Origin of the sequence: Olsenella sp. SW781 (genome assembly GCF_012027725.1) — a bacterium.
In the GTDB taxonomy this organism is placed as follows: Bacteria; Actinomycetota; Coriobacteriia; order Coriobacteriales; family Atopobiaceae; genus Thermophilibacter.
In genome coordinates this window covers 1-13673 of sequence record NZ_SJOU01000001.1, presented here as the reverse complement: position 1 = coordinate 13673, position 13673 = coordinate 1, and the positions used below count along the sequence as shown (strand labels likewise).

The following is a 13673-nucleotide window of genomic DNA, read 5'->3' as shown; positions in this document are numbered from 1 at the left end:
GTAGCAGATTCGCGACGGGCAAAGGCAGCAGACGCCCTGCTCAACGAGAACGTCAGGGATGTGGGGCAGCTTCGTCAGGCGTAGTGGGCGCGCAGGCGCGCGTCCACGTTGGCGGGAACGAGGCTGCTCACGTCCGACCCCATCGACGCGATCTCGCGCACGATGGAGGACGAGACGTAGCCGTACTCGGGGCTCGACATGACGAAGACCGACTCGATGTCGGGCGAGAGGTGGAAGTTGAGGTCCGCCTGCTGCAGCTCGTACTCGAAGTCGGTCATGGCGCGCAGGCCCTTCACGACGCCGCCCGCGCCGAGCTCCTTGCAGAAGTCGACGAGAAGCCCGGTGAAGGGCATGACCTCGATGTCGGCGGGCATGCCCTCGAGCGCGATGGCCTCGCGGATCATGTCGGCGCGCTCCTCGAGGGTGAAGGCGGTGCCCCGCCCGTTCTTGTTGACGGACGCCGCCACGGCCACCGTCACCCGGGGGAAGAGCCTCCGGGCGCGGCGGATGACGTCGACGTGTCCGAGCGTCACCGGGTCGAAGGTGCCCGGGACGACGACGTGGGTGATGGTCTCAGAGCTCATGCTCACTCCCCTTCCGGTCCCGCGGCGGGGGCGTGCGCGCCCTCGGCCGGGGTGTCATAGGTCAGCAGGTCCACCGTCGAGACGCCGTGCGTCTTCGAGCGGACGAGGTCGAGGCCCGCGCACGAGAGGCCGGGCGTGCGCGCCGCGTGCTCGTACACCACCACGGCGCCCGGGGCGAGCTGCCCCGTCCCGGCGAGCCCGGAGACGAGCCCGCTCACGGCGTCGGCCCCCATGGCGTAGGGCGGGTCGAGGAAGACGACGTCGAAGGGCGCCCCCGGGAGCCCCCGGCCCGCGAGCGCGCAGACGTCGCCCGCGAGCGAGAAGAACTCGCCGGGGCGCGCCCCGAGCGAGGCCGCGGTGCGGCGGACGAGCGCCACGGCCCTGCGGTCGCGGTCCACGAAGGTCGCCCGCGCGGCGCCGCGCGAGAGCAGCTCGAACCCCATGGCGCCCGACCCCGCGAACGCGTCGAGCACCGAGCGGCCCGAGAGGTCGAGCCCCATGGCCGAAAGGACCATCGACGCCACGCGCTCGCGCGTGCGGTCCGTCGTCGGCCGCGTGACGTCGCGCCCCCTGGGCGCCTCGATGGCGCGACCGCGCCACTTTCCCCCAACGATCCTCATGCTCGGTCAAGCTCCTCGAAGTAGGCGCCGAAGCGGTCGCGCACCTCGAGCGCCATCGCCCGGTGGGCGGGCGCGCGCAGGCGCGGGTCGTCGTCCGCGATGGCCCGGGCGTCGGCGTGCGCGGCCTCCACGAGGTCGCGGTCCGCCTCGAGGTCGGAGATCCTGAGCGTCACGCCGCCGTGCTGGCGATAGCCGAGCACCTCCCCCTCGTGCCGCAGGCGCAGGTCGAGCTCCGCCAGCTCGAAGCCGTCCGACGTCCGCTCGAGCGCGGAGAGGCGCCGCCTCGCGGTGGAGCCGCGCTTCGCGGCGCTCGAGAGGAAGACGGTGCCCGCGACGTCGCCGCGGCCCACGCGACCGCGCAGCTGATGCAGGGTCGCGAGGCCGAAGCGGTCGGCGTCGAGCACCACCATGACGGTGGCGTTGGGGACGTCCACGCCCACCTCGACGACCGTCGTGGAGACGAGCACCTGCGTCTCCCCGGAGCGGAAGCGCTCCATCGCGCGGTCCTTCTCGCCCGCCGCCATGCGGCCCGTGAGGAGGTCGCACGAGAGCTCCGGCAGGATGTGCGAGCGCAGGTCGGCGAGGGTGGAGGTGGCCGAGCGCAGGCGCGGCGCGGCCGAGGTGAGGCCCTCCGGCACGTCGTCGAGCTCGGCGCCGTCGTCCGCGTCGTCGACGAGCGGGCAGATCACGTAGGCCTGGTGCCCCGCCGCTGCGGCCTCGCGTATGGCCCCCCAGGCGAGGTCGAGGCTGTCGGGCGTCACGAGCCGGGTCTCGACGCCGGCGCCGGGGCGCGGGCGGCGCCGGATCTCCGAGAGCTCCACGTCCCCGTAGAACGAGAGCGCGAGCGTGCGTGGGATGGGCGTGGCCGTCATGGCGAGCAGGTCCGCGCCCGCCCCCTTGCGCCGGAGCGCCGCGCGCTGGTCCACGCCGAAGCGGTGCTGCTCGTCGATCACCGCGAGCGAGAGCGCGGCGAACTCGACGCCCTCGGAGAGGAGCGCCGTCGTCCCGAAGAGCACCGTGAGCTCCCCGCGGGCCGCGGCCATCTCGGCGATGGCGCGCTCGTCGGCCGGCGTGGAGCCGGTCACGAGGGCCCAGCTCACGCGCGCCTCGTCGAGGACGGGGCCGAGCTTCTCGGCGTACTGCCGGGCGAGGACGGAGGTGGGCGCCATGACGGCCGCCTGCGTCCCGGTGTCCGCGACGGCGGCGAGCGCCACGGCGGCGACGGCGGTCTTGCCGGTGCCGACGTCGCCCAGGAGCAGGCGGTTCATCACGCGCGGGGCGGCCATGTCGGCCAGGACCCGGTCGGCGGCGGCGCGCTGCTCGTCGGTGAGCGAGAAGGGCAGCGCGGCGAGAAGCGCGTCCATGTGCGGGCCGGACGTCACGTGCGAGACCGGCTCCACGCCGGCGAGCTCCACGCTCTGGCGGCAGAGCAGCGCGAGCTGCAGGCAGAGGAGCTCGTCGTAGGCGAGGCGGCGCCGGGCGCGCCCCGCCGCGGCGACCGACGTGGGGAAGTGCACCTCGCGAAGCGCGCGGGCGAGCGTCATGAGCCCGCGCCGGGCGACGAGGCCCGCCGGGAGCCAGTCGCAGACGTCGCCCACGTCCGCGAGGGCCGCGGCCACGATGCGGCGCATCCACGAGGCGGTGACGCCCTCCCCCACCGGGTGGACCGGCAGCACGCGGGCGTAGCCGCCCGCCCCGGCGGCGGGGCCCAGGACCTCGTGGAACGGGGCCTTCATGCGCTTGAAGCCGTAGGAGAACTCCACCTTGCCGGAGAGGGCCACGCGGTCGCCGACGCGCACCTGCTCGGCGATCCAGGGCTGGCGGAAGAAGGTGGCCACGAGCACGCCCGTCTCGTCCATCACCGAGAGCTCGACGATCTGCATGCGGGGGCGCGGCCGCTTGAGCTCCACGCGGTCGACCGTCGCCACGATCGTGGCGTCCGTCCCCACGTCCGCGCGGGCGATCTTGGTCACGCGCGTGAAGTCGAGGTAGCGGTGCGGCACGTGCAGCATGAGCTCGCGCACGCGCGCGAGCCCCAGGCGGCGCAGCGCCTCCTCGCGCGCGCCCGAGACGTAGCGCAGGCGCGACACAGAGTCAGAGAGGGCGCAGGTTCTCTGCACCCTCTCCGCAGCTGCCGGTATGGACGGTCGCGCCGCCAAGGGACCTACTCTATGGAGAAGATCACCGGGTAGAGGGGCTGCTCGCCGCGGTGCGGGTCGACCTCGAGGTCGGGCTGGGCCTCCTCGATGGCGGCGACGAGCGCCTCGAAGGCCTCGTCGTCCATGTCCTGGCCGGCGAGGATGGTGAGCGAGTCGCCCTCCTCCTCGTCCTGCATCTTGGCGATGAGGTCGAGCGTGACCTGCTCCACGGAGGAGCCCACCACGTCGATGGAGTCGTCCTGGATGCCCATGACGTCGCCCGCGTGGATGGGGCTGCCGTCGGCGGCCTGCGAGTCGCGCACGGCGGTGGTGACCTCGCCGCCGCGGACGTCGGCGATGGCCTCGGTCATGGCCTCGACGTTGTCCTCGAGCGTGCCCTCCGGGTCCACGACGAACATCGCGGAGAAGCCCTGGAGCACGGTCTTGGTGGGGACCACGGCCACCTTCGAGCCCTCGCAGGCCGAGGCCGCGGCCTCGGCGGCCATGCGGATGTTGCCGTTGCCCGGCAGGACGATCACGTTCTCCGCGTTGACCTCCTCGATGGCGGTGAGGATGTCGGCCGTCGACGGGTTCATCGTCTGGCCGCCGGAGACCACCACGTCGACGCCGAGGGAGCGCAGGATCTCCTCCTCGCCCGAGCCGGCGGCCACGGCTACGAAGCCGAGGGCCTTGCGCGGCCCGTCCTTCTCGGCCTCGCCGGCCTGGTCGGCGGCGATCTTGGCGGTGCGGTCGTGGGACTCCATGTCCATGTTGTGAATGAAGACCTCGTAGACCTGTCCGAACTGGAGCATGTACTCGAGCACGCGGTTGGGCTCGTTGGAGTGCACGTGCACCTTGAAGTCGGGGTAGGCGCCCACGATGAGCTCGCAGTCGCCGAGCGTGGCGAGGTAGGCCAGAGACGCGTCGACGTCGAAGTCCTTCTCGGCCTTGAAGAGGAACTCGTTGCAGTAGCGGAACTCCGAGCCCTCCCAGTCGTCGTTGAGCTCGATCTGCACCTTGGCGGAGACGTCGGCCTTGGCGTCGACGGTGGTCTTGAAGTCGGTGAGCTCGCCGGCCTTGCCGGTGGCGGCGTTCACGAAGGCCTCGAGGAACGTGGCGAAGCCGAAGGCGCCCGAGTCCACGACGCCGTTCTCCTTGAGGACGGGCAGGAGCTCGGGCGTGCGGGCCACGGACTCGTAGGCCTCGACGACGAGGGCGTCGAGCATCTCGTGGCAGGTAAGGTCGCGGCGCTTCTCGAGCTGGTCGGCCTTGGCCGAGACGTCGCGCAGGACCGTGAGGATGGTGCCCTCGACCGGCTTGCGGACGGCCTTGAAGGCCACCTTCACGCCGCGCCGCCAGGCGTGCGCGATGTCGCCGGGCGTGGGGTGGTCCTGGTTCTTCGCGTCGCAGAGGCCCTCGGCGATGCCGCGCAGGATCTGGCTCGTGATGACGCCCGAGTTGCCGCGCGCGCCCATGAGCGAGCCGTGGGTGATCGCCTTGGCGATGTCGTCGATCGTGGCGCTCGCGGGGAGGGCCTCGACCTCCTTGACCACGGTGTTGAGCGTGAGGGACATGTTCGTGCCGGTGTCGCCGTCAGGGACCGGGAACACGTTGAGCTTGTTGATCTCCTCCGCACGGTCGGCCACGACCTTCGCGGCGACGGGGAAGCAGGTGCGGATGACGGTCGAAATCATCTTGGGGTACCTCGGTTCTTCTCGACGGGGGCGCCTAGCGCGCGTTGCGCAGTCCCACGATGTGCACCTTCACGTCAACGTTCTCGAGCTCGGCGATCTGCTTGAGCAGGAACTTGACCGAGCTCGTGAGGTTGCCCACGACGGAGGACATGTTGACGCCCTGCTCCACGATCACGTGGAGGTCCACGGCGACGCGGCCGCCCGCGGAGGCGACGTCGATGCCCTTCCTCAGGCGGAAGGACGGCAGCAGGCGGGCGACGCCGGCCTGCTCGTCAATCTCGGCCATGCCGACGACGCCGTAGCACTCGAGCGCGGCGTAGCCGGCGAGGTCGGCAATGCAGTCGTTTGACACCCTCAGCGTTCCCGGAACGACACCAGACATGCGGTCTCCTCTCGCTGGCAGGAAGTGCTCCTTATCGGAATCCATCTGATTATAGCGCGGGCGAGAAGAACGCGGCGGCGGGGCGGCGGGCGCCGACCGGAATCCGTCGCCTCGCCCCCGCGCGGCGGGCGTGCGGGGGTCTGGCGACGGTTTCCCCTCCGAGGGTGTCGCGGGACCCCCGCGCGGCGGGCGTGCGGGGCCGAGGCGACGTTTTTCTCCGCGGAAATGTCGCCTCGCCCCCGCGGGGCGGCCGTGCGGGGGTCTGGCGACGCATCGTTCCGTGCGGTCAACGAGCTCCGAGCTACAGCCGGCGGAGCTCCTCGACGAGGGCCGTCTTGCCGTCCGTCCGCTCGTCGCGCATCTTGATGACGCGCGCCGGCACGCCGGCAACGACGGCGCCGGCGGGGACGTCCTCCACGCAGACGGCGCCCGCCGCCACGACGGCGCCCGCGCCCACGCGCACGCCCTCGAGGACCACCGCGTTGGCGCCGATCATGACGCCGTCCTCAACGACGACGGGCGTGGCGCTCGCGGGCTCCACGACTCCGGCGAGCACGGTGCCGGCGCCCACGTGGCAGTTTCGGCCCACGATGGCGCGGCCACCGAGCACGGCACCCATGTCGATCATGGTGCCCTCGCCGACGACGGCGCCGATGTTGATGACGGCGCCCATCATGATGACGGCGTTGTCGCCGATCTCCACGCGGTCGCGGATGATGGCGCCCGGCTCGATGCGCGCGTTCACGCCCTTGAGGTCGAGGAGCGGCACCGCGGAGTTGCGCCGGTCCGCCTCCACGTCCGCGTACTCGACGGCGTCCGCGTTGGCGAGAAGGACGGGCTCGAGGTCGGCCCACTCGCCGAAGACGACGCGGCCCTCGGGCCCGCCGTAGACGTGGGCGTCGCCCCAGTCCAGGCGCGCCCCGCCCTTCTCGCGCACGTACAGCTTGACGGGCGTCTTCTTAGGCGCCGTCGCGATGAAGTCGATGATCTCCTGAGCGTCCATGTGTTCCCCTCCCCGGCGGCCCCCGCCGCGTCTCGTCCTGTCTCCTCCATGGTAGCCGCCCCGGCGCCTGACCGGGGCGTGCCTCGGTCGGGCGCTCAGCTCCGGAACTGAGCACGGGTCGGCACGCAAATCCGGAACTGAGCGGCGCCTCGCGGCCACTTGCCCCGCGGCTCGCGCGGCTCCGACGTTCCCACAGGTGCCGGCACGTCGATGACCGACGCGCCGCCTAGCCCAGCCCGGCTCGGCGCTCACTTCCGGATTTGAGTGCGGGCCGGCACTCATTTCCGGAACTGAGCACGGGTCGGCACGCAAATCCGGAACTGAGCGGCGCGACGGGCCCTGCCCGCCGGCGCCCGGGACGTCCGCCCCCGGCCGGCCACGTTCGCGCAGGTCGAGGTCGCGCGCCGCCCGCGATGCCCCGCGGCCCGGCGCTCAAATCCAGAACTGAGTGCGGGCCGTTGCTCAGATCAGGAACTGAGTGCGGGCCGTCGCTCAAATCCGGAACTGAGCGCCGGCCTGGGCTCCCCGGCCACGTCACATCGCGTATTGCGCGTCCGTTCCGAGCCAGAAGACGACTCAAATCCGGATTTGAGTCGAGGCCCGTCACTCAGTTCCGGAACTGCGCACGGCCCCGTACGCAGATGCGGAACTGAGTGCCGCCGCCGCAGGATCGGCGGCGACGCCCCGACGGCCGCGCCGTCCTTCTCGCCATGGGGCGAGAAGGACGTGCGTCAGCCAAACATCAGCTCGTCGAAGTCGTAGAACCCCGCGGGCCGCTCGAGCAGGCGCGCCGCGGCGGCGACGGCGCCGGTGACGAAGATCTGCCGGCTCGTGGCGCGGTGCGTGAGGCAGACCTCCTCGTCGGTGCCGAAGAAGTGCACCTCGTGCGTGCCGGCGACGGTGCCGCCGCGGATGGCGTGCATGCCGATCTCGCCGGGGACGCGCGCGCCCACCTGGCCGGTTCGCCCGTTCACCACGCGGCGCTCCCCCTCTGGGTCGATGGCCGCGAGCAGCGCCTTTGCGGTGCCGGAGGGCGCGTCCACCTTCTGGTTGTGGTGCGTCTCCACGATCTCCACGTCCCAGCCCGCGAGCGTGCGGGCCACCATCGCCGTGGCACGGCGCAGGGCCGCGACGCCGAGGGAGTAGTTGGACGCCCAGATCACGCGGTTCGTCTCGCCGAGCGCGCGGAGCTCGCCGAGCTGCTCCTCCGAGAGGCCCGTGGTGCCGGAGACCACCGCCGCGCCCGTGCGGCGCGCGTACGCCAGCGCGTGCGGCAGCGATGCGGGCGCGGAGAAGTCCACGGCAACGTCCGCCGCCGGCGCGGCCCCGTCAAGCTCGTCGATGTTGTCCACGTCGTAGGAGCCGAGAAGCTCGAAGCCGCGGGCGAGAAGCTCCTCGCACACGAGGCGGCCCATGCGGCCGTTTCCGCCGATGACGATCGCGCTAGCCAAGGAGACCGACCCCCCTCATCGCGGCGACGAGGCGCTCGCGGCCGGCGTCGGAAATCGTCCAGAGCGGCTGGCGGTAGTGCTCGCCGATCATGCCCATCTCGGCCAGGGCGCACTTGACCGGGATTGGGTTGACCTCGCAGAAGAGGGCGTGGATGAGCTCGAGGTTCTCGAGCTGCGTGCGACGCGCGGACTCGACGTCGCCGGCGAGGAAGTCCGCGCACATCTGGTGCACCGTGGCGGGCGCGACGTCGGCCCACACGGAGATGACGCCCTTTGCGCCGAGGCTCATGAGCGGCACCACGATGTCGTCGTTGCCGGAGAACATGCGGAAGTCGTCGGAGAGGTACTGGGCGGCCATGGTCGCGTAGCCGATGGAGCCCGAGGCCTCCTTGATGCCCCACGCGTTGGGGTGCTGCGCCAGGCGGGCGAGGTTCTTCTCGCTGATGGAGCAGCCGGTGCGGCCGGGGATGTTGTAGAGGATGCACGGCACGTCCACCTTGTCGAGGACGGCGGTGAAGTGGCGGTAGATGCCCTCCTCGTTGGACTTGTTGTAGTACGGCGTGATGAGGAGCAGCCCGTCCACGCCGATCCTGACGAGGCCGGCGGCCTTGCGCTCGGACTCGAAGGTCGCGTTGGAGCCCGCGCCGCCGATCACGGGGATGCGACCGCCAACGCGCTCCACCACGCAGCGCGCGACCTCGAGGTCCTCCTCGTCGGTCATCGTGGAGGACTCGCCGGTGGTGCCGAGCACGAGAATGCCGTCCGTGCCGTTTGCCAGGTGGAAGTCCACGAGGCGCTCGAGCGCGGGGTAGTCGACGGAGCCGTCCTCGGCGAACGGCGTCACCAGCGCGACGATCGATCCAGTCAGGTTGGTCATGTCCATGGTGGTACCTCTCTCTCGTGTCGTGTGCGGAGGGCGTGCGATCGTGCAAAGGGGACAGTCACTTTTGCACGGTGTTCGCGTGCAAAAGTGACTGTCCCCTTTGCACGGCCCCGTTGCACGCCAGCGTGGCGAAGTAGTCGGAGGGCTTCTCGGCGCGGCGGATGAGCTCGGTGGAGCCATCCTCGCGCAGCAGAACCTCCGCGGACCGAAGCCGGCCGTTGTAGTTGTAGCCCATCGAGTAGCCATGGGCCCCGGTGTCGTGAATGACGAGCAGGTCGCCGCGCTCGACCTCGGGGAGCTCCCGGTCCACGGCGAACTTGTCGTTGTTCTCGCAGAGGCTGCCCGTGACGTCGTAGGTGCGCGTGGCCGGCCACGCGCACTTGTCCGGGCCGCCCGCCTGCCCCATCACGGTGATGTGGTGGTAGGCGCCGTACATGGCGGGACGGATGAGGTCCACGGCGCTCGCGTCCACGCCGAGGTAGTCCTTGTAGATGTTCTTCTCGTGGATGGCGCGCGTGACCAGGCAGCCGTACGGCCCCATCATGAAGCGGCCCATCTCGGCGAAGATGGCCACGTCGCCCATGCCGGCGGGCACGAGGACCTCCTCGAAGGCGCGCCGCACGCCCTCGCCGATGGCGCGGATGTCGCAGGGCTCCTCCTCAGGCCGGTACGGGATCCCCACGCCGCCGGAGAGGTTGACAAACCCGACGTGCGCGCCGGTCTCATCGCGCAGGCGGACCGCCAGCCCAAAGAGGATGCGCGCGAGCGCGGGATAGTAGTCGTTGCCGTGCGTGTTGCTGGCGAGAAACGCGTGCAGCCCCAGCGTGGTGCAGCCGCGCTCGACGAGCATGCGGTACGCCTCGAAGAGCTGCTCCTCGGTCATGCCGTACTTGGAGTCGCCCGGGTTGTCCATGATGCCGTTGGCCAGGCGGAAGAGTCCGCCGGGGTTGAAGCGGCAGCTCGCGACCGGGCCAACGGGCCCCGCCTCCTCCTCGAAGAACGGGATGTGCGAGATGTCGTCGAAGTTCACGATGGCGCCGAGCTCGCGCGCGAGGCGGAAGTCCTCGGCCGGCGTGTCGTTGGACGAGAACATAATCTTCTCGCCCGGCACGCCGAGCGCCCGCGCGATGAGGAGCTCCGTGTAGCTGGAGCAGTCGCAGCCGCAGCCGTACTCCAGCAAGATCTTGATGAGCGCGGGGTTGGGGTTGGCCTTGACGGCGAAGTACTCCCTGAAGCCCGGGTTCCACGAGAAGGCGTCGAGCACCGCCTCCGCGTTGCGGCGGATGCCGGCCTCGTCGTACAGGTGGAAGGGGGTGGGGTACCGCTCGGCGATGTCGACGAGCTGGTCGGTGGTCACAAAAGGCTGCTTCACGCACGTCATGCAAGCTCCCTTGATAGCGCTCCTGCAGGTTTCATGCAGACAGTCCTGCGGGTCTTTCCCGCAGGCCCACCCCGCGCCCGCGCCCGGGCGCCGAGTTCGGCGGGCTCGCCTCCCCGCGGGGTCGTGACGCCTGCCGGCTGCCCCGCGGATCTTCTCGCCCGCGCCTCTATCGAGTGAGGTCACTCTAGCACGAGCCCGCCCGGGCGCGCCCGGAAATGTGCGGCTGATATACTCTCGTAACGATTGGAGGACCCATGCCTGACGAGAAGAACCCGGAGCTCGCCGCCCTCACGCGCTGGCGGCGCGACCTGCACCGCATTCCCGAGCTCGACTTCGAGCTGCCCGAGACCACGGCCTACGTGCGCGGCGTGCTCGACGGTCTCTCCTGCGAGGTGTGGGAGCCGTGCGCGGGCGCGCTCTGCGCGTACTTCGACCTCGGCCGGCCCGAGACGGTGGCCCTGCGCGCGGACATGGACGCCCTGCCCGTGGCGGAGGCGACGGGCGCCCCGTACGCGAGCGAGCGTCCCGGGCGCATGCACGCCTGCGGGCACGACGGCCACATGGCGATGGCGCTCGGCGCCGCGACGTGGGTCGACCGCGTGATGGCCGGCCGCGAGTCGGGGACGCGCGCCGAGGACCTGCCGAGGAACGTGCTCCTCGTGTTCCAGCCCGCCGAGGAGACCACGGGCGGCGCGCGGGTCGTCTGCGAGAGCGGCGTCTTCGGGCGCGTGGGCGCCACGCGGATCTTCGGCTTCCACCTCTGGCCCGACCTGCCCGCGGGGGCGCTCGCCTCCCGGCCGGGGCCGCTCCTCGCGCGCTCGAGCGAGACCACGGTGAGCTTCCACGGGCGCTCGAGCCACATCGCCCGCTGGCAGGAGGGCGCGGACGCGCTGGCAGCGGCGGCGCGCTTCGTGCCGTCGGCCGAGGCCATGTGCGGGCGGCTCTCGCGCGAGAAGGGCGAGCCGTGCCTGCTGCGCTTCGGCCGGCTCGAGGCCGGGACGGTGAGAAACGCGATCGCCGGCGAGGCGCGGGCCGAGGGGAGCCTGCGCGTGTTCTCGGACGAGATGTTCGACCGGGCGCGGGGGGCGCTGCGCACGCTCGCCGAGGGGGCGGCCAGGACCGAGGGCTGCACGGTCGACGTGACGTTCTCCGAGGGCTACCCGCCCGTGGACAACGACGCCGAGCTCTTCTCGCTGGTTGAGCGCGCGCTGCCGGAGATGGGGCGCGTCGAGGAGCCGCTGCTCATAGCCGAGGACTTCGCGTTCTACCAGCGGTGCCTGCCCGGCGCATTCCTTCTGCTGGGCACGGGGACGGGGATCGCGCTCCACGCCGACCGGTTCGACTTCGACGAGCGGGTGCTGCTCGCGGGGGTGGAGACGTACCGGAGGCTGCTGCGGATGGCGTAGCGCGGGCGGCGGCGGACGCCGGCGTCGGCGGGCCCGCTGCGGAAAGCGGGGTTACGGCAGCGGCGCGGACGGGCGCGTTGCGCGGATGGGGCCTGTGGCAGAAACGGCGCTGCCACAGGCCCCCTTTTCGCAACGGCGTCGAGAAGAGCCGCAGATGGCGAGAAGTGCGGGCTGCCACGACCCCCACCCGCGCAACGCCCGCTCGCCCGGGACTGCCACGAGCCCGGATCCCGCAACGGGGCCGCGGCCGCCGCGAGCCCCCTCCCGCGGACGCGAAAAGGGAGGCCGCCGAGGCGACCTCCCCTTGCGATGCTCGATGTGGCAGCGAACTAGCTGCGGGCGATCTTGCCGGACTTGAGGCAACGAGAGCAGACGTTGGCCTTGCGACGGTGGCCGTCCACGACGACGGTGACGCGCTGGATGTTCGGCTTGAACGTGCGGTTCACCACACGGTGGGAGTGGCTGATGGAATGACCGGCAACGGCGTGCTTGCCGCAGAACTCACAGACCTTGGACATGCTCGTACCTCCTCGGGGGCGCGGCGCTCTCTCGCGCCCGCATCTTTCATAGCCGTACGAATATAGCACATGCGGTGGCGGCTGCAACAAGAAACCCCAACTTATTGTGGCTTTTTTGTTGCGCCCAGCAGGAACGCCGCCACGGCGCCCGCGCGACAGACGACCTCGGCCTCCGGGCTAGAGACCACGTTGGAGATCCCGAGGTCGTCGAGGAGGCCCATCGGCCTGTCCTCGAGCTCCCAGCGCATGCCGCGCTCGTCGATGCGCGTCCCCGGCGCCACGGCGACGGCGGAGAAGGTGCGCCCCACGGCGTCCGGGCCGAGCCGCCACGCGCGCTCGCCCTTCTCGGAGACGATGCGCATCTCGTATCCGTCCTCGACGATGCGCGCGGACGCCGCGCCGGAGCCGGCGAGCTGGCCCACCACCGCGAGCGCATGGTCCGGGCGGCCGCCCGACGCGCAGGTGACGGTGAGGGCGAGCGGTGCCTCGCGACGGGACGCCTCGTGCCGCGCGCAGTCGATCGCGAGGGCGAGGTCGGTCGCGTACTTCTCTGAGGGAAACGTCACGCGCGTGCGGGCTGCGGAGGCGGCCCAGGCCGCCGCGGCGGCGCTCGCGGAGTCTCCGTCCCCGCAGAGGACGTCGGGCACGACGCCCGCCGCGCGGCAGACGTCCGCGCCGCCGTCCGCGCAGACGACGTAGTCGGCGCCCTCGGCGAGCAGGGAGACGAGGCCGGGCGCGCTCGGCTCCGGGGAGCCTGCGACCACGAGCGCGCGGAGCGGCTCCCCCGCGGCCCTGGCGGGCCGCTCGTAGTCGCGCAGGAGGGCGAGCGAGAGCTCGGCGTAGCCGTGGACGAAGACGTCGCACCACGGTCGGACGTCCTCCTCGCGCCGGCCGTCGTGGTCGTTCATGAGGCCGACGACGGGAAAGCCCGCGCGCCGGGCGGTCCGCACCCCGAAGGGGGCGTCCTCGAAGACCCAGGTGGACGAGCGCGGCGTGCCCAGGCGCCGCGCCGCCTCGAGGTAGACGTCGGGGAACTCCTTGTCGCGCCCGCCCACGTCCTCCGTGCTCACCACGTCGACGAAGTAGCCGGCGAGGTCGTTGGCCGCGAGCGCGCAGCGCAGCTCCCGGACCGGGGTCGAGGAGGCGAGTATCATCGGCACCCCCGCCGCGGCGAGCTCTTCGAGGAACTCCCGGGCGCCCGGCATGAGCGGGACCTCGTGCTCGTAGGCGTCGCGCACGTGGGCGCACATGTCCTCGTAGACCTCGTCGACCGAGGACCCCGCGCCGTACTCGTCGTGCAGCAGGGCGCAGCCGTCGCGCAGCGAGATGGACTCCACGCGCTCCATGGGCACGCCCTCGACGCCATAGCGCTCGCAGAGCCACGCGAACGCGTGAGACCACATGCCCATCGAGTCGACGAGCGTCCCGTCGCAGTCAAAGATCGCGCCCGTAATCTCCATTGCTCCCCCATTGCCTCCCGTTGGGTCACCAAGCGCACATGATAGCAGCTGGGCGTGCCGTGGCCGCCCTCGGCCGAGGGACAGGTCCTGCAATCAGGCGGATAGTGCGAAGAAATCCGCCCCCTCCCTGCAATCGGGCGGATAGTGGGAAGC

The 13673-nt window shown here is 71.5% G+C and carries 12 protein-coding genes and 1 riboswitch; of the genes, 1 reads left to right on the top strand and 11 read right to left on the bottom strand.

Annotated features, from left to right (window positions below):
• Positions 1 to 74 precede the first annotated feature (74 nt).
• The 9 genes from coaD to E0L17_RS00020 form a co-directional block, all read right to left on the bottom strand.
• The gene (coaD, locus tag E0L17_RS00060) at positions 75 to 584 is read right to left on the bottom strand and encodes a pantetheine-phosphate adenylyltransferase (RefSeq protein WP_167929267.1); all 510 of its coding nucleotides are present in this window, start codon (positions 582 to 584) and stop codon (positions 75 to 77) included.
• A gap of 2 nt (positions 585 to 586) precedes the next feature.
• Positions 587 to 1204, bottom strand: coding sequence for an RsmD family RNA methyltransferase (locus tag E0L17_RS00055; RefSeq protein ID WP_167929266.1), 618 nt, complete (start codon positions 1202 to 1204; stop codon positions 587 to 589).
• Complete coding sequence (locus tag E0L17_RS00050; protein WP_167929265.1) at positions 1201 to 3363, bottom strand: ATP-dependent DNA helicase RecG; 2163 nt, start codon at positions 3361 to 3363, stop codon at positions 1201 to 1203. The genes E0L17_RS00055 and E0L17_RS00050 overlap by 4 nt, the downstream gene beginning before the upstream one ends.
• Positions 3364 to 3368: 5 nt before the next feature.
• Positions 3369 to 5036: a DAK2 domain-containing protein gene (locus E0L17_RS00045; protein ID WP_167929264.1), complete on the bottom strand. Its 1668-nt coding sequence runs from the start codon at positions 5034 to 5036 to the stop codon at positions 3369 to 3371.
• Between the two features lie 34 nt (positions 5037 to 5070).
• Entirely contained in the window at positions 5071 to 5418 is a 348-nt protein-coding gene (locus tag E0L17_RS00040; protein WP_167929263.1) for an Asp23/Gls24 family envelope stress response protein, read from the bottom strand.
• A gap of 301 nt (positions 5419 to 5719) precedes the next feature.
• Positions 5720 to 6421: a 2,3,4,5-tetrahydropyridine-2,6-dicarboxylate N-acetyltransferase gene (dapD, locus tag E0L17_RS00035; protein ID WP_167929262.1), complete on the bottom strand. Its 702-nt coding sequence runs from the start codon at positions 6419 to 6421 to the stop codon at positions 5720 to 5722.
• Between the two features lie 731 nt (positions 6422 to 7152).
• A complete protein-coding gene (dapB, locus tag E0L17_RS00030) occupies positions 7153 to 7872 on the bottom strand; it encodes a 4-hydroxy-tetrahydrodipicolinate reductase (protein ID WP_167929261.1) in 720 nt (239 codons plus the stop codon).
• Positions 7865 to 8755 carry a 4-hydroxy-tetrahydrodipicolinate synthase gene (dapA, locus tag E0L17_RS00025; RefSeq protein WP_206108915.1) on the bottom strand — a complete coding sequence of 297 codons (891 nt, stop codon included), beginning with the start codon at positions 8753 to 8755 and terminating at the stop codon, positions 7865 to 7867. The genes dapB and dapA overlap by 8 nt, the downstream gene beginning before the upstream one ends.
• Positions 8756 to 8813: 58 nt before the next feature.
• On the bottom strand, positions 8814 to 10136 hold the full coding sequence (locus E0L17_RS00020; protein WP_167929260.1) for a diaminopimelate decarboxylase: 1323 nt from the start codon (positions 10134 to 10136) through the stop codon (positions 8814 to 8816).
• A 6-nt stretch (positions 10137 to 10142) separates the two neighbouring features.
• Positions 10143 to 10313, bottom strand: a riboswitch (Lysine riboswitch).
• A gap of 77 nt (positions 10314 to 10390) precedes the next feature.
• On the opposite strand from E0L17_RS00020, the gene E0L17_RS00015 reads away from it, so the two are divergent.
• On the top strand, positions 10391 to 11542 hold the full coding sequence (locus E0L17_RS00015; RefSeq protein WP_167929259.1) for an amidohydrolase: 1152 nt from the start codon (positions 10391 to 10393) through the stop codon (positions 11540 to 11542).
• 329 nt (positions 11543 to 11871) lie between these two features.
• Here the strand turns inward: E0L17_RS00015 and rpmB are convergent, their stop codons facing one another.
• Together rpmB and E0L17_RS00005 are read right to left on the bottom strand one after the other, a co-directional pair.
• Positions 11872 to 12060, bottom strand: a complete 189-nt coding sequence (gene rpmB, locus E0L17_RS00010) for a 50S ribosomal protein L28 (protein WP_072371255.1) — start codon at positions 12058 to 12060, stop codon at positions 11872 to 11874.
• Positions 12061 to 12161: 101 nt separating this feature from the next.
• Positions 12162 to 13520, bottom strand: a complete 1359-nt coding sequence (locus tag E0L17_RS00005) for a thiamine diphosphokinase (RefSeq protein ID WP_167929258.1) — start codon at positions 13518 to 13520, stop codon at positions 12162 to 12164.
• Between the last annotated feature and the right edge of the window lie 153 nt (positions 13521 to 13673).